Annotated in this window: 15 protein-coding genes, 1 tRNA gene and 2 pseudogenes; 15 read left to right on the forward strand and 3 right to left on the reverse strand. The window is 67.8% G+C overall.

Annotated elements, in window-relative coordinates; translation table 11 throughout:
* Window positions 1–30: 30 nt before the first annotated feature.
* The 3 genes from QFZ53_RS11310 (at window position 31) to ilvC (ending at window position 3,446) form a co-directional block, all read left to right on the forward strand.
* Window positions 31–1,833, forward strand: coding sequence for an acetolactate synthase large subunit (locus QFZ53_RS11310; protein WP_292910011.1), 1,803 nt, complete (start codon window positions 31–33; stop codon window positions 1,831–1,833).
* Window positions 1,834–1,835: 2 nt separating this feature from the next.
* On the forward strand, window positions 1,836–2,345 hold the full coding sequence (gene ilvN / locus QFZ53_RS11315) for an acetolactate synthase small subunit (protein ID WP_045258755.1): 510 nt from the start codon (window positions 1,836–1,838) through the stop codon (window positions 2,343–2,345).
* Between the two features lie 72 nt (window positions 2,346–2,417).
* The gene (gene ilvC, locus QFZ53_RS11320) at window positions 2,418–3,446 is read left to right on the forward strand and encodes a ketol-acid reductoisomerase (RefSeq protein WP_307296421.1); all 1,029 of its coding nucleotides are present in this window, start codon (window positions 2,418–2,420) and stop codon (window positions 3,444–3,446) included.
* 149 nt (window positions 3,447–3,595) lie between these two features.
* On the opposite strand, the gene QFZ53_RS11325 is transcribed toward ilvC, so the two are convergent.
* Complete coding sequence (locus tag QFZ53_RS11325) at window positions 3,596–6,427, reverse strand: FAD-binding and (Fe-S)-binding domain-containing protein (RefSeq protein ID WP_307296422.1); 2,832 nt, start codon at window positions 6,425–6,427, stop codon at window positions 3,596–3,598.
* A gap of 71 nt (window positions 6,428–6,498) precedes the next feature.
* Between QFZ53_RS11325 and QFZ53_RS11330 the strand changes: the two genes are divergently transcribed.
* Complete coding sequence (locus QFZ53_RS11330) at window positions 6,499–7,155, forward strand: GntR family transcriptional regulator (RefSeq protein ID WP_307296425.1); 657 nt, start codon at window positions 6,499–6,501, stop codon at window positions 7,153–7,155.
* On the opposite strand, the gene QFZ53_RS11335 is transcribed toward QFZ53_RS11330, so the two are convergent.
* Window positions 7,156–8,091 (reverse strand): hypothetical protein, encoded by a 936-nt coding sequence (locus QFZ53_RS11335; protein WP_307296428.1) that lies wholly within the window; start codon window positions 8,089–8,091, stop codon window positions 7,156–7,158.
* 82 nt (window positions 8,092–8,173) lie between these two features.
* On the opposite strand from QFZ53_RS11335, the gene QFZ53_RS11340 reads away from it, so the two are divergent.
* From QFZ53_RS11340 to serA, 3 genes and pseudogenes are all read left to right on the forward strand, one after another.
* Complete coding sequence (locus QFZ53_RS11340; protein WP_307296430.1) at window positions 8,174–8,647, forward strand: hypothetical protein; 474 nt, start codon at window positions 8,174–8,176, stop codon at window positions 8,645–8,647.
* A complete protein-coding gene (locus QFZ53_RS11345) occupies window positions 8,644–8,985 on the forward strand; it encodes a hypothetical protein (RefSeq protein WP_292910025.1) in 342 nt (113 codons plus the stop codon). The genes QFZ53_RS11340 and QFZ53_RS11345 overlap by 4 nt, the downstream gene beginning before the upstream one ends.
* A gap of 123 nt (window positions 8,986–9,108) precedes the next feature.
* A pseudogene (serA, locus tag QFZ53_RS11350) lies at window positions 9,109–10,714 on the forward strand (phosphoglycerate dehydrogenase).
* 141 nt (window positions 10,715–10,855) lie between these two features.
* Here the strand turns inward: serA and QFZ53_RS11355 are convergent.
* Window positions 10,856–11,401 (reverse strand): TetR/AcrR family transcriptional regulator, encoded by a 546-nt coding sequence (locus QFZ53_RS11355; RefSeq protein ID WP_307296434.1) that lies wholly within the window; start codon window positions 11,399–11,401, stop codon window positions 10,856–10,858.
* 94 nt (window positions 11,402–11,495) lie between these two features.
* Here QFZ53_RS11355 and QFZ53_RS11360 point away from each other — a divergent pair, with 94 nt between their 5' ends.
* The 8 genes and pseudogenes from QFZ53_RS11360 (at window position 11,496) to QFZ53_RS11395 (ending at window position 19,810) form a co-directional block, all read left to right on the forward strand.
* Window positions 11,496–13,046, forward strand: coding sequence for an MFS transporter (locus QFZ53_RS11360; protein WP_292910031.1), 1,551 nt, complete (start codon window positions 11,496–11,498; stop codon window positions 13,044–13,046).
* Between the two features lie 131 nt (window positions 13,047–13,177).
* On the forward strand, window positions 13,178–14,221 hold the full coding sequence (locus QFZ53_RS11365; RefSeq protein WP_307296437.1) for a 3-isopropylmalate dehydrogenase: 1,044 nt from the start codon (window positions 13,178–13,180) through the stop codon (window positions 14,219–14,221).
* Window positions 14,222–14,282: 61 nt separating this feature from the next.
* A pseudogene (locus QFZ53_RS11370) lies at window positions 14,283–15,381 on the forward strand (branched-chain amino acid aminotransferase).
* Between the two features lie 48 nt (window positions 15,382–15,429).
* A complete protein-coding gene (locus QFZ53_RS11375) occupies window positions 15,430–16,197 on the forward strand; it encodes a fumarylacetoacetate hydrolase family protein (RefSeq protein WP_307296440.1) in 768 nt (255 codons plus the stop codon).
* 47 nt (window positions 16,198–16,244) lie between these two features.
* Window positions 16,245–17,447 carry an MFS transporter gene (locus QFZ53_RS11380; protein WP_307299395.1) on the forward strand — a complete coding sequence of 401 codons (1,203 nt, stop codon included), beginning with the start codon at window positions 16,245–16,247 and terminating at the stop codon, window positions 17,445–17,447.
* A gap of 12 nt (window positions 17,448–17,459) precedes the next feature.
* Window positions 17,460–18,965, forward strand: a complete 1,506-nt coding sequence (gltX, locus tag QFZ53_RS11385; protein WP_307296443.1) for a glutamate--tRNA ligase — start codon at window positions 17,460–17,462, stop codon at window positions 18,963–18,965.
* A gap of 165 nt (window positions 18,966–19,130) precedes the next feature.
* Window positions 19,131–19,628, forward strand: coding sequence for a lipocalin family protein (locus QFZ53_RS11390; RefSeq protein WP_307296445.1), 498 nt, complete (start codon window positions 19,131–19,133; stop codon window positions 19,626–19,628).
* A gap of 110 nt (window positions 19,629–19,738) precedes the next feature.
* A tRNA-Gln gene (locus QFZ53_RS11395) sits at window positions 19,739–19,810 on the forward strand.
* The last annotated feature ends 97 nt before the right edge of the window (window positions 19,811–19,907 follow it).

Below are 19,907 nucleotides of genomic sequence, written 5' to 3' on the forward strand. Positions count from 1 at the left end.
TCGCCCTCAGACCATCACTAAGGAAGTCTCATGACTGCTGACTCCGTCTCGGCTGTGCCGAGGCCACCCGCCGCCAAATCCTCCGCCCCCGAGATCTCCGGAGCGGAGGCCGTGGTCCGCACGCTCGAGCTGCTCGGCGTGACGGATGTGTTCGGTCTTCCCGGCGGCGCCATCCTCCCCGTCTACGACCCGCTCATGTCGGCCACGAAGCTGCGCCACATCCTCGTGCGCCACGAGCAGGGCGCAGGACACGCGGCTGAGGGCTATGCGTCCTCGTCCGGCAAGGTCGGCGTGTGCATCGCGACCTCCGGTCCCGGTGCCACGAACCTCGTCACCGCGATCGCAGACGCCTACATGGACTCGGTACCCATGCTCGCGATCACCGGCCAGGTGTTCTCGACGCTGATGGGCACCGACGCGTTCCAGGAGGCCGACATCGTCGGCATCACGATGCCGATCACCAAGCACTCGTTCCTCGTGAAGGACGCCTCGGAGATCCCGGGTGCGATCGCCGCGGCATACGAGATCGCCTCCACGGGCCGTCCAGGACCCGTTCTGGTGGACATCACCAAGGACGCGCAGCAGGCCATGGCGCCCTTCGTCTGGCCGCCCAAGTATGAACTGCCCGGCTACCGGCCCGTGACCAAGGCGCACGGCAAGCAGATTCAGGCCGCCGCGGCTCTTCTCGCCGAGGCGAAGAAGCCCGTGCTGTACGTCGGCGGTGGTGTGGTGCGCGGTCGCGCGGCGGCAGAGCTGCTCGATCTCGCCGAGACCACCGGCGCGCCCGTCGTCACCACGCTGATGGCGCGCGGTGCGTTCCCCGACTCGCACCAGCAGCACCTCGGCATGCCCGGCATGCACGGCACCGTCCCCGCCGTTCTCGCGCTGCAGGAGGCCGATCTCCTCGTGTCGCTGGGCGCGCGCTTCGACGACCGCGTCACCGGCAAGGCCGCGCTGTTCGCGCCGAACGCGAAGGTCGTGCACGTCGACATCGACCCGGCGGAGATCTCGAAGATCCGCACGGCCGACGTGCCCATCGTTGGCGACGTGCGCGACGTGCTGATCGACCTCGAGACCGCATACCGCAGCGCCATCGGCGAGGGCAAGCCCGACATCGAGGAATGGTGGTCGTACCTCGACGGGCTGCGCAAGGAGTTCCCGCTCGGCTTCGCGCCGACGACCGACGGCCTGCTCGCGCCGCAGTACGTGATCCAGCGGATCGGCGAGCTGACCGGACCCGAGGGCATCTACGCAGCAGGCGTCGGGCAGCACCAGATGTGGGCTGCGCAGTTCATCAAGTACGAACGCCCGAACGCCTGGCTGAACTCGGGCGGTGCGGGCACCATGGGGTACTCCGTGCCCGCCGCGATGGGCGCCAAGGTCGCCGAGCCCGACCGCCCCGTGTGGGCGATCGACGGCGACGGATGCTTCCAGATGACGAATCAGGAGCTCGCGACCTGCACGATCAACAACATCCCGATCAAGGTGGCGATCATCAACAACTCGTCCCTCGGCATGGTGCGCCAGTGGCAGACGCTGTTCTACGACGGCCGCCACTCGAACACCGATCTGAACACCGGTCACGGCACGATCCGCATCCCCGACTTCGTGAAGCTCGCAGAAGCCTACGGCTGTCTCGCGATCCGCGTCGAGAAGGAAGACGAGGTGGACGCCGCCATCAAGCTGGCACTCGAGACGAACGACCGACCGGTGGTCATCGACTTCGTGGTCAGCGCCGACTCCATGGTGTGGCCGATGGTGCCGCAGGGCGTCAGCAACAGCTACGTCCAGTACGCCCGCGACCACGCGCCCGCTTTCGACGAGGAGGACTGACCATGTCGACTCACGTGCTGAGCCTGCTGGTGGAGAACACCCCCGGCCTCTTGACCCGTGTCGCTGGGCTCTTCGCCCGTCGTGGCTTCAACATCGACTCGCTCGCGGTGGGTGTGACCGAGGTGCCCGGCATCTCGCGCATCACCGTGGTCGTCGACGTGGAGGATCTCCCGCTCGAGCAGGTGACGAAGCAGCTGAACAAGCTGATCAACGTCATCAAGATCGTCGAGCTGGACTTCTCCACGTCTGTGCAGCGCGAGCACATGCTCGTCAAGGTGCGCACCGACAACTCCACGCGCTCGAACGTGATCGAGGTCGTGAACCTGTTCCGCGCCTCGGTCGTCGACTACGCCTCCGACGCGCTGGTGATCGAGGTCACCGGCGACAAGGGCAAGGTCGACGCGATGCTGCGCGCTCTCGAGCCTTTCGGCATCAAGGAGATCGCTCAGTCCGGCCTGCTGGCGATCGGACGCGGCGGCAAGAGCATCACCGAACGCGTCCTGCGCGGCTGACACCCCAAAACCTTCGCCGTTCGTTGAGCGAGCGAAGCGAGACGAAACGCAACAACCAAGGAGAAACACACAGTGAGCACCGAGATCTTCTACGACGCAGACGCCGATCTGTCCATCATCCAGGGCAAGAAGGTCGCGATCGTCGGCTACGGCTCTCAGGGTCACGCCCACGCGCAGAACCTGCGCGACTCGGGCGTCGAGGTCGCGATCGCCCTCAAGGAGGGCTCGAAGTCGGCTGCCAAGGCGGAGGAGGCCGGGTTCCCGGTCAAGACCGTCGCCGACGCCACCGCGTGGGCCGACCTCATCATGATCCTCGCGCCGGACCAGCACCAGCGCACGATCTACAGCGAGTCGATCGCCCCGAACCTGACGGCAGGCAAGACGCTCGCGTTCGCGCACGGGTTCAACATCCGCTTCGGCTACATCGATGCGCCTGAAGGCGTCGACGTCATCCTGATCGCACCGAAGGCTCCCGGACACACGGTCCGCCGCGAGTTCGTGGCCGGTCGCGGCATCCCGGACATCATCGCCGTCGAGCGCGACGCCTCGGGTTCCGCCTGGGCGACTGCTCTCTCGTACGCGAAGGCCATCGGCGGTACGCGTGCCGGCGTCATCAAGACGACCTTCACCGAAGAGACCGAGACCGACCTGTTCGGCGAGCAGGCCGTGCTGTGCGGTGGCATGAGCCACCTCGTGCAGGCCGGCTTCGAGACGCTGACCGAAGCGGGCTACCAGCCGCAGATCGCGTACTTCGAGGTTCTGCACGAGCTCAAGCTCATCGTCGACCTCATGTGGGAGGGCGGCATCGCCAAGCAGCGCTGGTCGATCTCCGACACCGCGGAGTTCGGCGACTACGTCTCCGGTCCGCGCGTCATCGACGCCCGCGTCAAGGAGAACATGCAGGCCGTTCTCGCCGACATCCAGTCGGGTGCCTTCGCGAAGCGCTTCATCGAGGACCAGGACAACGGCGGTCAGGAGTTCCTGGCGCTGCGGGCCAAGGAGGAGCAGCACCCGATCGAGGCGACCGGCAAGGAGCTTCGCGCTCTCTTCGCCTGGAAGCAGCAGGACGAGGACTACGTCGACGGCAGCGCTGCGCGCTGACGGCGACGTAATCCTCGGAGGGGCTGTGCTGGTCGGGTCGCTGGCGCGACCGCCGGCCCTTCGGGCCTGGGTCGATGGCAGTGCTGCGCGCTGACCTCGCCGAGATGAAGCGCCTCACGATCCGCGGATCGTGAGGCGCTTCATCGTTCTCAGGGGCGAGTGAGCTCTTCGAGCACTTCGACGACGTGACGGTAGGGGCGACCGGTCGCTCGTGTCATGCCGATCTCGCATGTGCGATTCGCCGAGACGAACGCGTCGAACGCTCCCTGGTCCTCGGCGTCGCGCAGCTCAGCGGCCTCGGTCTCCGTCGCACTCGCCGTGAGCTCGGGGTGCAGCATTCCTCGATCGCCGGCGAACGCACAGCACCCCCAGCCATCAGGCACGTAGACGTCTTCGGCGACGGCCGAGGCGATGGCGGTCAGCGCGCCGGTCGCACCGAGCGCTGTGGTGGAGCATGAAGGATGCACGGCGATCCGATCGAGCTTTTCGGACACGTTGAGCCGGGGGAGCGCCTCGCGGGCGAGGTAGGTCGTGGCGTCCTCGATCACGAGCCCGGCGTACTCGGGGTGATCTTCGAGCGCTTGCGCCAGCATCACGTGAAGCCCCTCCGTGCAGGACGCGGCGTCGCATACGACCGGCAACGTTCCCTGTCTGCTCGCCGACCACAGCGCGGCGAGGGTGCGCTTCGTCATCCGGTCGTAGCCGCTGAGATGTCCCTTCGACTTCCACGGTGTGCCGCAGCACAGTCCACCGGTGTCTTCGGGCACGACGAATGGGATGCCGGCGCGTGAGAGCACCGTCATGACGGCATCCCTCGATCCCTCGCCATGCCCTTCGGTGCCGAACATCGTTCCGATGCACGCTCCGAAGAACACCGCTGCGGCATCTGCGGGAGTCGAAGCCGACGGGGCCTTCGACCCGCCGCGCGGCAGGCCGCCGTCGTACAACGGCACAGTGTCGGCGCCGAGCACCGCACGCCCGATCTTCGTGACGCCCGTCACCAGAGGAGCCGGCAGAGCACCGGCTACGGTCAGGGCGAGGCCCCCGACTCGCGTAATCGCCCCCCAGCCCTGTGCCGCGGCGTCCCACACACCGTCCTCGATCTTCGACGCCTGCTCGGAGCGCAGCCGGCGCACGAGATCGCCGGTGTTGATGTCGACGGGGCACGCGACCGCGCACATGCCGTCGACTGCGCACGTCTGCACGCCGTCGTAGTCGTAGTCGGCGCGCAGCTCGGCGAGCAACGCAGTCTCGCCCTGGTCCTCTGCCCAGGCCATGTCGCGACGCAGCACGATGCGCTGCCGCGGCGTCAGCGTAAGGCTCTTGCTCGGGCACGTCGGCTCGCAGTAGCCGCACTCGACGCAGCGATCCACCTCCTTCTCGACCGTGGGCACGCGCTTGAGATCGTGCAGATAGGAGTCCGCGTCGTCGGACAGCACGACGCCCGGGTTCAGGATGCCGGCGGGATCGATCAGGCGCTTGATCTCCCACATCATGTCGGTGAGTTCGTCCCCGTACTGGCGGCGCACGAACGGCGCCATGATGCGTCCGGTGCCGTGCTCGGCTTTGAGAGAGCCGCCGTGCCCCAGCACGAGTTCGACGAGATCGTCGGTGAAACGCCGGTAGCGTTCGACGCTCGCCGGGTCGTCGAACCGCTCGTTCAGCAGGAAATGGATGTTGCCGTCCTTGGCGTGGCCGAAGATCACCGAACCCTCATACGCGTGCTCGGCGAACAGCTCGATCAGCCGCTCGCACGTCGCCAGAAGCCGGCCGACGGGCACGACGATGTCCTCGAGCAGAGCCGTGGTTCCCGACGGCCTGGCTCCTGCTATCGCCGTGTAGAGCCCCTTTCGCACGTGCCAGAGCGCCGCGCGCTCCGCCGCATCCGTCGTGAGGCTGGGGGCGACTGCGAGGGGGAGCGTCGTGAAATGCGCGAGTGCATTCGCCGCGTCCTCGGCGAGGGCGCCGGAGTTTGGAGCATGCACCTCGACGAGAAGTGCGGCATGCTGACGCACGTCGATCGCGGCGATCGCTGCCGGCACGTCAGAGAGGCCCTGTGCGACGCGGAGCGACGACGCGTCGAGCAGCTCGATGGTCGCGAGGCCGAGCTCGGTCAGGGCAGGCAGCGCCGCCATCGCGTCGGACAGCGTCTCGAACACGAGGAGTCCGGTCGCGATCGCCGGACGGACTTCGATCGTGCGGAAGCGCGCCTCTGCGACGAAGGCGAGCGTGCCCTCGGAGCCGATCACGAGGTGCTCGAGGATGCCCACCGGATCGTCGAAGTCGAGCAGCGCGTTCAGGCCGTAGCCCATGGTGTTCTTCATCGAGAACTGCTGCCGCACGAATGCGACGTTCTCGGGTGAGGCGAGCAGGCGCTCGCGAAGTGCGAGCAGCCCTTCGGCGATCGCCGGTTCCTCGGACAGGAGCAGCTCGTTCGCATCGGGAGCGGCAGTGTCGAGGATCGTTCCGCTCGGCAGGACGAGCAGCATCGACTGGATCGTCCGATAGGAGTTCTCGACGATGCCGCAGGCCATGCCGCTGGAGTTGTTCGCGACGACGCCGCCGATCGTGCAGGCGATCTCGCTCGCGGGATCCGGGCCGAGCTTGCGCCCGAAGCGCGTGAGGCGGGTGTTCACCTGTCGCACGGTCGCTCCGGGACCGACTCGGACCGATGCGCCGTCATCCGAGACCGCGACATCGCGGAAGTGGCTGCGCGTGTCGACGAGGATGTCGCCGCTCACGCCCTGGCCGGAAAGGCTCGTGCCGCCCGAGCGGAAGGTGAGGGTGCGACCTGCGGCTTTCACTGCACCGAAGACACGGGCGACACCTGTCGCATCGGCAGGGGAGAGCACGGCATCAGGGATCAGGAGATAGTGCGAGGCGTCGTGTGCGCGAGCGAAACGGTCGATCGAGCGCGCGTGCACTTCGGTCGAGGGCCCCAGAAGCGCGGGGTCCAGCGGTTCGGCGAGGGTTGTCGACACGGTGCTCCTCAGTGAGAACGAGATTGTCTGACAAGTGTACCGGTGAGGGAGCGGCTCACTAGGCTGGACGGATGACGACGGATGCAGTCCTGGGAGTGGTGGGTGTCGTGGATGCGGTCACCGTTCAGTTGCGCACGAGGATCCTGAGCGGGGACATCCGTTCAGGGGCTCCGCTGACAGAGGCTGCCGTCTCGCAGTCCTTCGGGGTCGCGCGACCGAGCGCGAAGGCGGCGATCGAGCAGCTCGTCGCCAGCGGTCTGCTCGTGCGCACGGCGCATCGCAGTGCTCGCGTAGTGGGTATCGACGCCGACACGGTGCGCGACGTCTACCGCACCAGGGCGCGACTCGAGAGCGCGGCGCTGCGCGAGCTCGCGCAGTCGCGCGTGGTGCCGGAAGCAGCGCGCGTCGCCAACGCCGAGCTGCTCGCCATGCCCCCTGGCCCGGACCCCGCGACGGTCGATCCCGACCTGCGTTTCCACAGCGCCCTCATCGATGCTCTGGGCAGCGACCGGACCGGACGCATGTACCGCAGCGTCCTCGATGAGGTGCGGCTGTGCATGGCGCAGGTGCAGGGGCGAAGGCTGCTCGACGCCGAAGACATCGCCGCTCAGCATGCGGCGATCCTCGAGGCGGTCGCGGTCGGCGACGCCGACCTTGCGGCCGATCTGCTGAGCGTGCACCTCTCCTCGGCAGAGGAAAGGCTGGTCGACGCGCTCAGCCGGGACTGATCACTCGGCGGGCGTCTCCGCGGGCTCGGGCGACTCGGTGGCATCCGGGATCTGGATCGGTGCGTCCGTGGAGTCGGCCCACACCGGCGCGGGGAGCGTCGTCTCCGTCGCGCCGTCGCGGATCGCGCGCAGAGCCTCGACGATCTCGGCGGAGTTCTCGGGGACGGCGAGGTCGCACTTCTTCAACTCGGATGCGAACTCGAGCGTCAGGCGGGTCTTGCCCGACTCGATCGCCTCGGCCGTGGTGCCCGTACGGATCTCGCTGCCGGTCTGCACGTCCGAGACGGAGTCGCACACGTGGTAGACCTGGCCGCCGTCGACCCAGACGACTTCGTCCTTGCCGAGCAGCTGGATGACGGTGGACTGGTCGGCGGTGTACTGCTCGATGGACGGCGGGTTGAAGTCGACGCCGAGGACGACGGCGAGAGCCGCCAGCACGATGCCGACGATGCCGGCCGTGGTCTTCTGGCCCTTGTCCATGTCCTTGTTCAGGAAGATGAGGATGATCAGCGGCAGGAACGCGACAACCGCGATGATCGCGCCCAGCTGGTTCTGGACGAAGAAGCGGAACTTGTCGGCCTTGCGGGCGGGGTCCAGGCGGTTCGCCTTCTTCCACAGCATCGACCCGATGATCGACAGCGCGGCGATCACGACGAGCAGCACGAGAAGCGTGATGAAGGCCCATTGCGGGAAGTGCGCGGTGACGCCCGGCTCTGACAGCAGGCCCGTGTCGGGGTCGCGGACGAGCTTGCCGTCTTCGCCGACGTACTCGCGCTGGCGCAGCAGCCAGAAGATTCCGACCGCCTCGGCGGCGATGGCGACAGCCCACAGCACAGCGGCGATCCAGCGGAACATCGTCGCCTTCGACTTGGCCTCGGCCGTGGGCTTCCAGTTCGCCGCAGGCTCGGCGATCTCGTTGCTCTTGTTCTCTGCCACGTCCGGCATCCCTTCCCCCTGCGCGAGTGCGCAGCCTGATGATTCCCTGAGCCTAGTGGACGCGGTGTTCTACGCTGGGGGCATGAGCTCGGATTCCGACGACCCCCTCACCTGGGACGGCGATGACGATGCGTCGACGACGCCACCGTCATCGACCGCGTTGCCGCAAGGCTGGAAGGCTGTGGGCAAGGGCAGCGAGGAGGGCGAGCGAGAAGCCGAGGCTGCGGCGCAGGGCGAGCTCGTCGATGACGAACCGGCCGGCCTCAGCACGACGATGCTGCTCCTGCTCGGCGTCATCGGCGGCGTCTATCTGCTGTATTCGGTGGGCTGGGCGATCGGCGGCCTTCGGCTGAAGCCGCTGGCGAACCTCATCGTCGACGACTCCATGTTCCTGCCCTGGTTCGTGCTCGCGATCGCCGCTCCGGCGATCTGGTTCCTGACGACGTGGGTACTCACCCGGGGCAGGGCTGCCTGGATCAGGATCAGCGTGCTGCTGCTCGGAGTCGTGCTGCTCGTGCCGTGGCCCTTCGTGACCGTGGGGGTGATCGGATCATGAGCGTGCCGACTTCCGCTTCTCGCGCTCCTCGCTGGGTCGTCTCGGCCGTCACCGGACTTGCGGGCCTCTTCTACGCCTATGCGATCTGGAACGCCATCGCGCACCTGGTCTCCATGGCGCAGAGCGGACTGACTGCGGCCGGCTGGGTGACGCTCGGGTTCGGTGTGCTGTTCCCCGCGCTGGTATTCGTCTTCGCGCTCGTGATCGGACGCCGACGGAGGTTGGGGGAGTACTCGCTCGTGCTCCTCGCGGGGCTCGCGCTGGTGGCGGTGTTCTGGCTGGACCTCATCGGGTACAGCATCCTGAACATGAGCGACCTCGTCGTGCAGACCGCCTGACCCGAGCCGACACACGGCGCAGGGCACCGGAGCGGCTCCGGTACAGTTGACGTGATCGCGCCCCCCATGGTGTGCGGCGCATCGGCCCTCTCCCGCATGTCGCGCTGCCCCGAAGGATCCACTGTGCCGAAGCCTGTTGTGCTCATCGCCGAAGAACTCTCTCCCGCCACCATCGAGGCTCTGGGCCCCGACTTCGACGTCCGCAGCGTCGACGGCACCGATCGCGAGGCGCTGTTCGCCTCGCTCGCGGAGGCGGATGCGGTTCTGATCCGCTCGGCGACCCGCATCGACGAAGAGGCGCTCGGCCACGCGCCGAACCTGAAGGTCGTGGCGCGCGCAGGAGTCGGCCTGGACAACGTCGACATCAAGGCCGCGACGACGGCCGGGGTCATGGTCGTCAACGCCCCGACCTCGAACATCGTCTCGGCTGCCGAGCTCACGGTCGGGCACATCCTGAGCCTCGCCCGTCGCATCCCCGCCGCGCATGCGTCGCTGTCCGCCGGACAGTGGAAGCGCAGTTCTTACACGGGCGCAGAGCTCTTCGAGAAGACCGTCGGCATCATCGGCCTCGGCCGCATCGGCGCCCTGGTCGCGGCACGCCTCGCCGCCTTCGACATGCGCGTGGTCGCATACGATCCGTACGTCACCTCTGCCCGCGCCCAGCAGCTCGGCGTCCAACTGCTGACGCTCGACGAGCTCGTCGCCGAGAGCGACTTCATCACGATCCACATGCCGAAGACGCCTGAGACCACGGGCATGCTCAGCACTGAGCAGTTCGCGGCGATGAAGAAGTCGGCCTACGTCGTCAACGTGGCTCGCGGCGGCCTGATCGATGAGGAAGCGCTGATCGAGGCGCTCAACGCCGGTGAGATCGCCGGCGCCGGCCTCGACGTCTTCACCTCCGAGCCGCCGGTCGAGGGCAGCGCTGCGCGCGCGCTGACCGAGCTGCCGAACGTCGTGGTCACGCCGCACCTCGGAGCGAGCACCGAAGAGGCGCAGGAGAAGGCGGGTGTCTCGGTCGCCCGTTCCGTGCGCCCTCGCCCTGGGCGGCGACCTGGTTCCCGACGCGGTGAACGTCGCCGGCGGCGTCATCGACCCGTATGTGCGCCCGGGCATCTCGCTCGTCGAGAAGCTCGGTCAGATCTTCTCGGCGCTGGCGACCTCGCCGCTCACGAGCCTCGACGTCGAGGTGCACGGCGAGCTGAACGACTACGACGTGAGCGTCCTCAAGCTCGCGGCGCTCAAGGGCGTCTTCACGAACATCGTCAGCGAGACGGTGTCGTACGTGAACGCGCCTCTGCTCGCCGAGCAGCGCGGCATCGCCGTGCGTCTGCTCAAGGACGACGTGAGCGAGGAGTACCGCAACGTCATCACGCTGAAGGGCGCGCTCTCTGACGGAAGCCAGCTGTCGGTGTCGGGCACGCTGACCGGTCCCAAGCAGACGGAGAAGCTCGTCGGGATCAACGACCACGCCCTCGAGCTCCCGATCGAGAAGCACCACGTCGTGATGCTCTACACCGACCGACCGGGCATCGTGGCGGTCTACGGCCAGAAGTTCGGCGAGGCCGGCATCAACATCGCCGGAATGCAGATCGGCCGTCTCGCCGCAGGCGACCAGGCGCTGAGCGTCCTGACCCTCGACTCGCCCGTCTCGGACGAACTGCTCGACGACGTGCGCACCGCGATCGACGCCGACCTGTTCCGTCAGATCGAGCTCGCCGAGGTCTGATCGACTCCACAGAGAAGCGGGAGGGGCGATGAGCCCCTCCCGCTTCTCTGTGTCCGGAGGAGGCGCGTTTCCCCATGACGGCCGCGCGACGCGGCCGCCGTCGGCAGCAGGGATGCGGGCGTGTGAACGTGAGAGGACCGCTCAGGGCGCCGTCGCCGTGAGCACCAGGGCGATGAGGTCGGTCAGCTCCTGGCGCCGGGGGACCAGGAGCTCCGGACCGTGCACGTCGAGCGAGTTGTTGAAGTACAGACCGTCGCTGAGCAGCATGACGAGATCCAGGCTCGCCGCGTCGCGGACATGAGGGCGGATCGCGTCCTCCCAGCGCCGCCGCGTATGCCTCAACGCGTCGGCAGCAGCCGCAGAACCTCCCTGCGCCAGGCGAGACGCGGCGATGAGGGCGCGGTCGAGGGCTTCGTCCTCCATGACCGATGTGCGGATGTAGTACGCGACGGGGCCTTCTTCGGCTGACGCCATCTTCGCGAGATCGGCATCGTTGAGTTGTTCGAGCCGGCCGAGGAGGCCCGCGATGAGCTCTTCCTTCGACCCGAAGTGATAGAGCAGTCCGCCCTTCGAGACGCCGGCCGCCTTGGCGGTCGCATCGAGGGTCGCGGTGCGTTCGCCGTCGGCGATGACGATGGCCTCGAAGGCATCGAGCACGCGTTCACGTGCGAGGGGCGGTCTGGGCATGCGGTCCTCGGAGTCGGTCAGCGGATGGAGACATCTGTTACTATACCAGCTGGACGGTTTAGTAACAGAGCCCGTGAGATGTGAGAGGTGCTTCATGACGCGCACAGCGTCGATTCCCACTGTGAGTGACGACGTCGAGACTGACGCGCCCCGCGTCGGGGCGAGAGGATGGGCCGCGCTCGTCGTGCTCATGCTGCCGGTTCTGCTGGTGTCGGTGGACAACACCGTGTTGAGCTTCGCGCTGCCGGAGATCTCGATGGCGCTGTCGCCCTCGGGCGCCGAGCAGCTCTGGATCATCGACGTGTACCCGCTCGTGCTCGCAGGACTTCTCGTGACGATGGGCACGATGGGCGACCGCTTCGGGCGTCGCCGGATGCTGCTGATCGGAGCCACCGGATTCGCCGCGGTGTCGGCGCTGGCCGCCTTCGCCCCGACCGCCGGTCTGCTGATCGCCGCACGCGCGCTGCTCGGCTTCTTCGGCGCCATGCTCATGCCCTCGACGCTCTCCCTGCTGCGCTCGATCTTCCGCAACCGCGACCAGCGGCGCCTCGCGATCGCCGTGTGGGCCTCGGCGTTCTCGGCGGGTTCCGCCCTCGGACCCATCGTCGGAGGCTTCCTTCTCGAGCACTTCGCGTGGGGGTCCGTCTTCCTCGTGGCGGTCCCCGTGCTGATCCCGCTGCTCATCGCGGCGCCGCTTCTGGTGCCGGAGAGTCGTGATCCTCACCCGGGTCGCATCGACCCGATCAGCATCCTGCTCTCGATGGGCGCGATGATCCCTGTCGTGTACGCGATCAAGTCCTTTGCGACCGATGGTCCGTCGCTCGTCGCGGGCGCCTGGGCGGTGCTGGGCGTTCTGCTCGGTGCGCTGTTCGTGCGCCGCCAGTTGCGCGCCGACATCCCGATGCTCGACATGGCGCTGTTCCGTCGCGGCACGTTCTCGGGAGCGATTCTCGTGAACCTCCTGAGCGTGGTGGCCCTCGTGGGCTTCCTCTACTTCGTGTCGCAGCACCTGCAGCTCGTGCTCGGCCTCTCGCCGATGGTCGCCGGATTCGCTCTGGTGCCAGGCATGGCGGCGATGATCGTGGCGGGCCTCACGGTCGTGCCGATCTCGCGTCGCGTTCACCCGCGTGTGCTGATTCCTGCGGCGCTCGTCTTCTCGGTGGCGGGCTATCTGGTCGTCGCGTTCACGACCTCCGAGCACGGCGTCGCGCCGCTGATCGTCGCGTTCGTCGTGCTCGGCCTCGGGATCGGCGCGGCGGAGACGATCTCCAACGAGCTCATCCTCTCGAGCGCACCAGCGGAGAAGGCCGGAGCGGCGAGCGCCGTGTCCGAGACCGCGTACGAACTCGGAGCCGTGCTCGGGACGGCCGTGCTCGGTGGAATCATCACAGCCTTCTACCGGGGCGCGCTCGTCCTGCCGGAGGGGTTGCCCGCAGAGGCGGCGCGCGCCGCCGAGGAGACGCTCGCCGGCGCGTACACGGCAGCGGCGGAGCTGCCCGAGACACTCGGGACGGCGTTGTGGGATGCCGCCGCCACGGCGTTCGGGTCGGGGATCATGGTCACATCGCTGATCGGAGCGGGGCTCGTGGTCCTCGCAGGCGTGATCGCCGCCGTCACGCTGCGCTCGTCGCACCCCGCCGCCTGATCCTCGTCCACCCGGGCGCTCGCTGTCACGCGGACAACGGGCGCCCCGGGGCGGCGCTACGCTGGATGGATCCTGAACCGACGATCCCATCGGTGTGAGCGCGTCGGTTCCCCCCCAGTGCTAGGAGTGTCATGTCGCGCGTCGTCAAGCTTGCCGTCATCCCCGGTGACGGCATCGGGCCCGAGGTCGTCGCAGAAGCCGAGAAGGTGCTCGATGCGGCGACGGCCGGCAGTGGCGTCTCGTTCGAGAAGACCCGCTTCTCGCTGGGCGCCGCGCGTTTCCTCGAGACCGGCGACACCCTGACCGACGAAGACCTCGCGGCGATCGGCGCGAATGACGCGATCCTGCTGGGCGCCGTCGGCGGCCAGCCCGGCGACCCTCGTCTGAAAGATGCGAACATCGAGCGCGGGCTGCTGCTGAAACTGCGCTTCACACTCGATCACTACGTCAACCTGCGTCCGTCCAAGCTGTTCGCCGGAGCGGCCGGACCCCTGGCGAACCCTGGCGAGGTCGACTTCGTCGTGGTGCGCGAGGGCACGGAGGGGCCGTACGTCGGCAACGGGGGAGCGATCCGCAGGGGCACCCCGCACGAGGTCGCCAACGAGACCAGCGTCAACACCGCCTTCGGGGTCGAGCGCGTCGTCCGCTACGCGTTCGAGCTTGCCGAGCGTCGGCGCCGCAAGCTCACCCTCGTGCACAAGACGAACGTGCTCGTGCACGCGGGTGCCATCTGGCAGCGCATCGTGGACGAGGTCGCCGCCGAGCATCCCGATGTGGTCGTCGACTATCTCCACGTCGACGCCGCGACGATCTTCCTCGTGACAGACCCCTCGCGATTCGACGTGATCGTCACCGACAACCTGTTCGGAGACATCCTCACCGATCTGGCAGGCGCGGTCACCGGGGGGATCGGCCTCGCCGCATCGGGCAACATCAATCCCGAGGGCGCCTTCCCGTCGATGTTCGAGCCGGTGCACGGATCCGCGCCCGACATCGCGGGGCAGCAGAAGGCCGACCCGACCGCGGCGATCCTCTCGGTCGCGCTGCTGCTCGACCATCTGGGGCTGACCGCGGAATCGGCACGTGTGAGCGCGGCCGTGGAGGCGGACATCGCAGCCCGCACGGGGGCGCGCACGACGGCCGAGATCGGCTCGGCCATCGCTGCACGTCTCTGAACGACAGGCGTAGGCTGAAAAGGCGCGAGGACGCGCCCACGCACGAGGAATGGAAGACGAGATGACGACGATCGACGCCGAGGCGACTGTGGCTCCGCTGGAGTTCGCGGTGACGAAGAACCTGAACGCGGCAACCCCCGCCCGGGTCGCCGAGGTCCTGGAGAACCCGGGCTTCGGTGTCGTCTTCACCGACCACATGGTCGACATCTGCTGGTCGGTAAAGGGCGGATGGCATCGGCCCCGTGTTCAGCCCTACGGTCCGATCCCGCTCGACCCGGCGGCGTCCGTGCTGCACTACGGCGCAGGAGATCTTCGAAGGCATCAAGGCGTACCGGCATGCAGACGGCTCGGTGCACACCTTCCGTCCCGACCGCAATGCGGCGCGACTGCAGGCCAGCGCACGACGTCTCGCGCTCCCCGAGCTGCCGAGCGAGTACTTCATCGAGTCGCTGCGCCAGCTGGTCTCGGTCGACGAGCGGTGGGTGCCCTCCGGCGCGGATCAGAGCCTGTACCTGCGTCCGTTCATGTTCGCGAAGGAAGCGTTCCTCGGCGTGCGCGCCGCGCAGAAGGTCGCGTATTACGTGATCGCGAGCCCCGCCGGCGCCTACTTCACCGGGGGCGTGAAGCCGGTTCGCATCTGGCTCTCCGAGGACTACGCCCGCGCAGGCCGCGGTGGCACGGGCAAGGCGAAGACCGGCGGCAATTACGCATCCAGTCTGCTCCCGCAGGCCGAGGCGTATGAGAAGGGCTGCGATCAGGTCGTGTTCCTCAACGAGAACCACGACGTCGAGGAGCTCGGCGGCATGAACGTCGTGTTCGTCTTCAAGGACGGCCGTATCGTGACGCCCGAGTCCGACAGCATCCTCGAAGGGATCACGCGCGACTCGCTGCTGCAGCTCGCGAAAGACCGTGGCTACACCGTCGAGAAGCGTCCCATCTCGATCGACGAATGGCGCGAAGGCGTCTCGTCCGGCGACATCGTCGAGGTTTTCGCCTGCGGCACGGCCGCGGTCGTGACGCCGATCGGCGCGCTGGTCGGCACCGATTTCGAAGAGGAGCAGCCGCTCGGCGAACTCGCACTGTCGCTGCGCGAGGAGCTCACCGACATCCAGTACGGTCGCCGCGAAGACAAGCACGGCTGGTTGCTCCGCCTCGTCTGACCCCTTGTCGCCCGCACCTCGAGTGCGAGGGCTGGATAGGGTGGACTGGTGAAGATCGCACGATTCAGCCATGACGACGCCATCATGTACGGCATCGTCGACGAGTCCGACCTTGTCGTGCTCGCCGGCGACCCGATGTTCGCGGGTTACGAACCCACGGGGCAGCGGGTGCCGCTCGCGGATGCCGCGCTGCTCGCGCCGGTCATCCCGCGGTCGAAGGTTGTCTGCGTCGGCAAGAACTACCACGACCACGCGGCGGAGATGGGCGGAACGGCTCCGGAGGAGCCTCTGCTCTTCCTGAAGCCGAACACCGCGGTGATCGGCCCCGGCGACACGATCGTCCGCCCATCGCTCTCGCAGCAGACCGAGTACGAGGGCGAGCTCGCCGTCGTGATCGGCAAGATCGCGAAGAACGTCACGGCGGCGGACGCTCTGAGCTACGTGCTCGGGTACACGATCGGCAACGACGTCACGGCGCGTGACCTGCAGCGCAAGGACGGACAATGGTCGCGAGCCAAGGGCTTCGACACGTTCTGCCCCCTCGGGCCGGTGATCGAGACCGACTTCGATCCCGCGTCCGCCACGATCGAGACCCGCGTGAACGGAGAGGTGCGCCAGCACGCTCCGCTGACCGACATGATCCACTCCGTCGCGTCGATCATCGAGTACGCCTCGGCTGTGTTCACTCTGCTGCCCGGTGACGTGATCCTCACCGGCACACCCGCCGGTGTCGGTGCCTTTGACGCTGGTGACATCGTCGAGGTCGAGATCTCAGGACTCGGCATCCTGCGCAACGCCGTTCGCGACGCGCGGTGATCACACTCGCCGCCGAGCAGCAGGCGGCCGTGCAGCGGCGCACCGTCATGGTGCTTTCTGCGGGGCAGGTGCTCGGCGGGATCGCTTTCGGCGCCACAGTGTCCCTCGGGGCGCTGCTCGCGGCGGATCTCTCGGGCGACGACGGTCTCTCGGGCCTCGCCACGGCATCCGTGACCCTCGGGCCGGCGCTCTGCTCGATCCCGCTCGCGAGGATGGCAGCCCGCGTCGGACGGCGGCGCGCACTGACGCTCGGCAACATCTTCGCTCTGGTCGGCATCATGATCGTGGTGCTCGCGGTGGCGCTGCGCATCTTCCCTCTGCTGCTGCTCGGCACGCTCACCATCGGGGCGGGCAACGCGGGAAACCTGCAGTCACGGTTCGCCGCCACCGATCTCGCCGCCCCGGAGCATCGCGGTCGCGACCTGTCGATCGTCGTGTGGTCGACGACGATCGGGGGAGTGGCGGGGCCGTTGCTGCTCGCTCCGGGTGAGGTCGTCGGGCATGCACTGGGGATGCCGCCGCAGACGGGGTCCTACGCGTTCTCGTTCGTCGCGCAGTGTCTCGCCCTCGTGCTGTATCTGGTCGCGCTCAGGCCCGATCCGCTCCTGACGGCACAACGGCTCGCCAGGGCAGCCGCAACCGTCGCCAGCACCGTACGAGAGGATCGGCCGGTCGTGGCGCGGTATGCGATCTTCGCAGTCGCGGGGTCGCATGTGGTGATGGCGTCGGTCATGGCGATGACCCCGGTGCATCTGTCGCACATGGCGCACGAGATGCACGGGACGGCCACGACGCCTGCCGACGTCTCGGCACTGGTCGGCATCACGATCGCGCTGCACGTCGGCGGCATGTACGCGCTGTCACCGGTGTTCGGCATCCTCGCGGATCGCCTGGGCCGCCTGCGGGTGGTGTTGATCGGTCAGGTGCTGCTCGGCGGCGCTCTGGCGTTCGCCGTGTTCGCCAATGATCAGGCGTGGGGAGTCATCGTGGCGCTCATCCTGCTCGGGCTCGGCTGGAGCGCAGCGACGGTCGCCGGCGCAGCGCTGCTCACCGAATCGAGTGCGCCCGAGCTGCGCACCCGGCGTCAAGGACGCAGCGACTCCCTCATGAGCCTGTGCGCGGCCGCAGGCGCCGTGCTCGCTGGTGTGATCCTGTCGAACTTCCAGTACGCGGGGCTCGGGATCGCCGCATCCGTCATCGTCGTCGCGATCGTGGTGCTCTCGCCGCTCGCGCGAGGGCGCGCCGCGTAGAATCGAAGGGCTATGGCTACTCCTCACCCCCTCACCACGACCGCTAGTGGTGCCGACGTCCGCGTCCGCTTCTGCCCGTCTCCGACCGGTCTGCCGCACGTCGGCATGATCCGCACCGCCCTCTACAACTGGGCGTACGCCCGCCACACCGGCGGCAAGATGGTGTTCCGCATCGAAGACACCGACGCCGCGCGCGACAGCGAGGAGAGCTTCCGTCAGCTCGTCGACGCGCTCACGTGGCTGAAGATCGACTGGGATGAGGGCGTCGAGGTCGGCGGCCCGCACGAGCCGTACCGCCAGTCGCAGCGCCACGACATCTACCGCGGCGTGATCGACAAGCTCGTCGCCACCGGCGCTCTGTACGAGAGCTACTCGAACGCCGAGGAGATCGACGCCCGCAACGAGGCGAACGGCCGCGCGAAGCAGCTCGGCTACGACAACTTCGACCGTGACCTCACGGAGGAGCAGAAGACCGCGTTCCGCGCCGAGGGCCGCCAGCCCGCTCTGCGCCTGCGCGTGCCGGACGAGGACCTCACCTACGTCGACCTCATCCGCGGCGAGGTCACCTTCCCCGCCGGATCCTTCCCGGACTTCGTGGTCGTGCGCCCGAACGGCGTGCCGCTGTACACGTTCGTGAACCCGGTCGACGACGCGCTCATGGGCATCACCCACGTGCTGCGCGGTGAGGACCTCATGCCGTCCACGGCTCGTCAGTTGGCCCTCTACGCCGCGTTGATCGACGCCGGAGTCACGACCTTCGTGCCGCGTTTCGCGCACATGCCGCTCGTCCTGGGCGAGACCGGCAACAAGAAGCTGTCCAAGCGCGATCCGCAGGCCGACCTCTTCCTGCACCGCGAGCGCGGCTTCATCCACGAGGGTCTGCTGAACTACCTCGCTCTTCTGGGCTGGTCGATCGGCCACGACCGCGACGTGTTCTCCCTCGACGAGTTCACCGCGGCGTTCGACATCGTGAACGTGAACCCGAACCCGGCGCGCTTCGACCAGAAGAAGGCCGAGTCGATCAACGGCGACCACATCCGGATGCTCGATGAGAAGGACTTCGCCGAGCGGATCGTGCCCTATCTGGCCGCGGCCGGCCTGTTCGATGAGCCGACTCGCGAGCAACTGGTGCTGGCGTTTCGCGCGGCCCCGCTGATCCAGGAGCGCGTGCAACTGCTGGGCGAGGCGCCCGGCATGCTCGGCTTCCTCTTCACCGACGACATCTCCTACGAGGCTGATGCGCTCAAGGGGCTGCCGGCGAACGCCGCCGAGGTGCTCGACGCGTGCGTGGCCGCTCTCGAGCCGGTGACCGACTTCACGCCGCAGCCGATCCAGGATGCTCTCGCAAAGGCCCTGGTCGAGGACCTCGAGCTCAAGCCGCGCGTGGCCTATGGACCTCCGCGCGTCGCCATCACCGGTCGGCGCGTGTCGCCTCCGCTGTTCGAATCGATGGAACTGCTCGGCAAGGACGAATCGCTGCGTCGCCTGCGCGCGCTGTCCGCTCAGCTCGCGGGCTGAGGCGAAGACACGACGGGAGGGAGGGGCGCTGACGGCCGGCGCCTCTCCCTTTCGCGTATGCCCACCCCGGCGGCGCCGTGGCACATGTTCGCAACCGGTTCAAGGCCATAGCGGGATCGCGAGGCGCCCTCTAAGTTCGGACAGGAAGAGCCGGAGGAGGCAGCAATGGACGAGAAGATGGCGCGCTCAGTATCCGCGCTCGAGCTCGCACGGTACCTGGGCCTGTGGTACGAGCAGGGGCGTCTGCCGTTGCGGTTCGAGGATGACGAGGCGCGGGACGTCACTGCCGAGTACTCGCTCGCCGATGATGGCACGGTGACAGTCGACAACCGCTGCCTCGACAAGAACGGCGAGCCCGAGCGAGCCCTCGGACAGGCGACACCGGATCCGGATCACCCGGGGCGGCTCCGTGTGTCGTTCCTGCCTGAGAAGCTCCGCTGGCTGCCGTTCACGCGCGCCGACTACTGGGTGCTGCGCGTGGACGAGGACTACGAGCACGCGCTCGTGGGCACGCCGGATCACCGGTACCTGTGGCTGTTGTCGAGGCAGGCGCAGGCCGACGACGCGGTGGTGGAGGACTTCCTGCAGACCGCCCGTGACCAGGGATTCGACCTGACCGGATGGATCACCACGCCGCAGTCGGGCGCGGTCGTCGCGTTCTGAGCCGGTCTCCTTCTCGTTTCCGCGCCACGCGCGGGCGGCGTGTGCTGATTTGGCACCGGGGTGCGGGTCGGGTAAGGTTGAATCTCGGTGCGAGGCTCCGGTTTCGCCCTTGGGGTATGGTGTAATTGGCAACACGGCGGTTTCTGGTTCCGTTGTTCTTGGTTCGAGTCCAGGTACCCCAGCACGATGAAAACCCCCGGTCATCCGGGGGTTTTGTCGTATCGGGAAGTGCCCGTCCCGCGGCTGGTGCGACAGCGTCGAAGGGGAGTGCGAATGAGG

The organism is Microbacterium natoriense, assembly GCF_030816295.1.
In the GTDB taxonomy this organism is placed as follows: Bacteria; Actinomycetota; Actinomycetes; order Actinomycetales; family Microbacteriaceae; genus Microbacterium; species Microbacterium natoriense_A.

Bases quoted from the DNA above. Each gene is read 5' to 3' on its own strand.
- QFZ53_RS11365 (WP_307296437.1), top strand. From the start codon at position 13,178: ATGTCGCGCGTCGTCAAGCTTGCCGTCATCCCCGGTGACGGCATCGGG.
- QFZ53_RS11360 (WP_292910031.1), top strand. From the start codon at position 11,496: ATGACGCGCACAGCGTCGATTCCCACTGTGAGTGACGACGTCGAGACT.
- QFZ53_RS11390 (WP_307296445.1), top strand. From the start codon at position 19,131: ATGGACGAGAAGATGGCGCGCTCAGTATCCGCGCTCGAGCTCGCACGG.
- QFZ53_RS11340 (WP_307296430.1), top strand. From the start codon at position 8,174: ATGAGCTCGGATTCCGACGACCCCCTCACCTGGGACGGCGATGACGAT.
- QFZ53_RS11345 (WP_292910025.1), top strand. From the start codon at position 8,644: ATGAGCGTGCCGACTTCCGCTTCTCGCGCTCCTCGCTGGGTCGTCTCG.
- ilvN (WP_045258755.1), top strand. From the start codon at position 1,836: ATGTCGACTCACGTGCTGAGCCTGCTGGTGGAGAACACCCCCGGCCTC.
- QFZ53_RS11330 (WP_307296425.1), top strand. From the start codon at position 6,499: ATGACGACGGATGCAGTCCTGGGAGTGGTGGGTGTCGTGGATGCGGTC.
- QFZ53_RS11355 (WP_307296434.1), bottom strand. From the start codon at position 11,401: ATGCCCAGACCGCCCCTCGCACGTGAACGCGTGCTCGATGCCTTCGAG.
- gltX (WP_307296443.1), top strand. From the start codon at position 17,460: ATGGCTACTCCTCACCCCCTCACCACGACCGCTAGTGGTGCCGACGTC.
- QFZ53_RS11380 (WP_307299395.1), top strand. From the start codon at position 16,245: ATGGTGCTTTCTGCGGGGCAGGTGCTCGGCGGGATCGCTTTCGGCGCC.
- QFZ53_RS11310 (WP_292910011.1), top strand. From the start codon at position 31: ATGACTGCTGACTCCGTCTCGGCTGTGCCGAGGCCACCCGCCGCCAAA.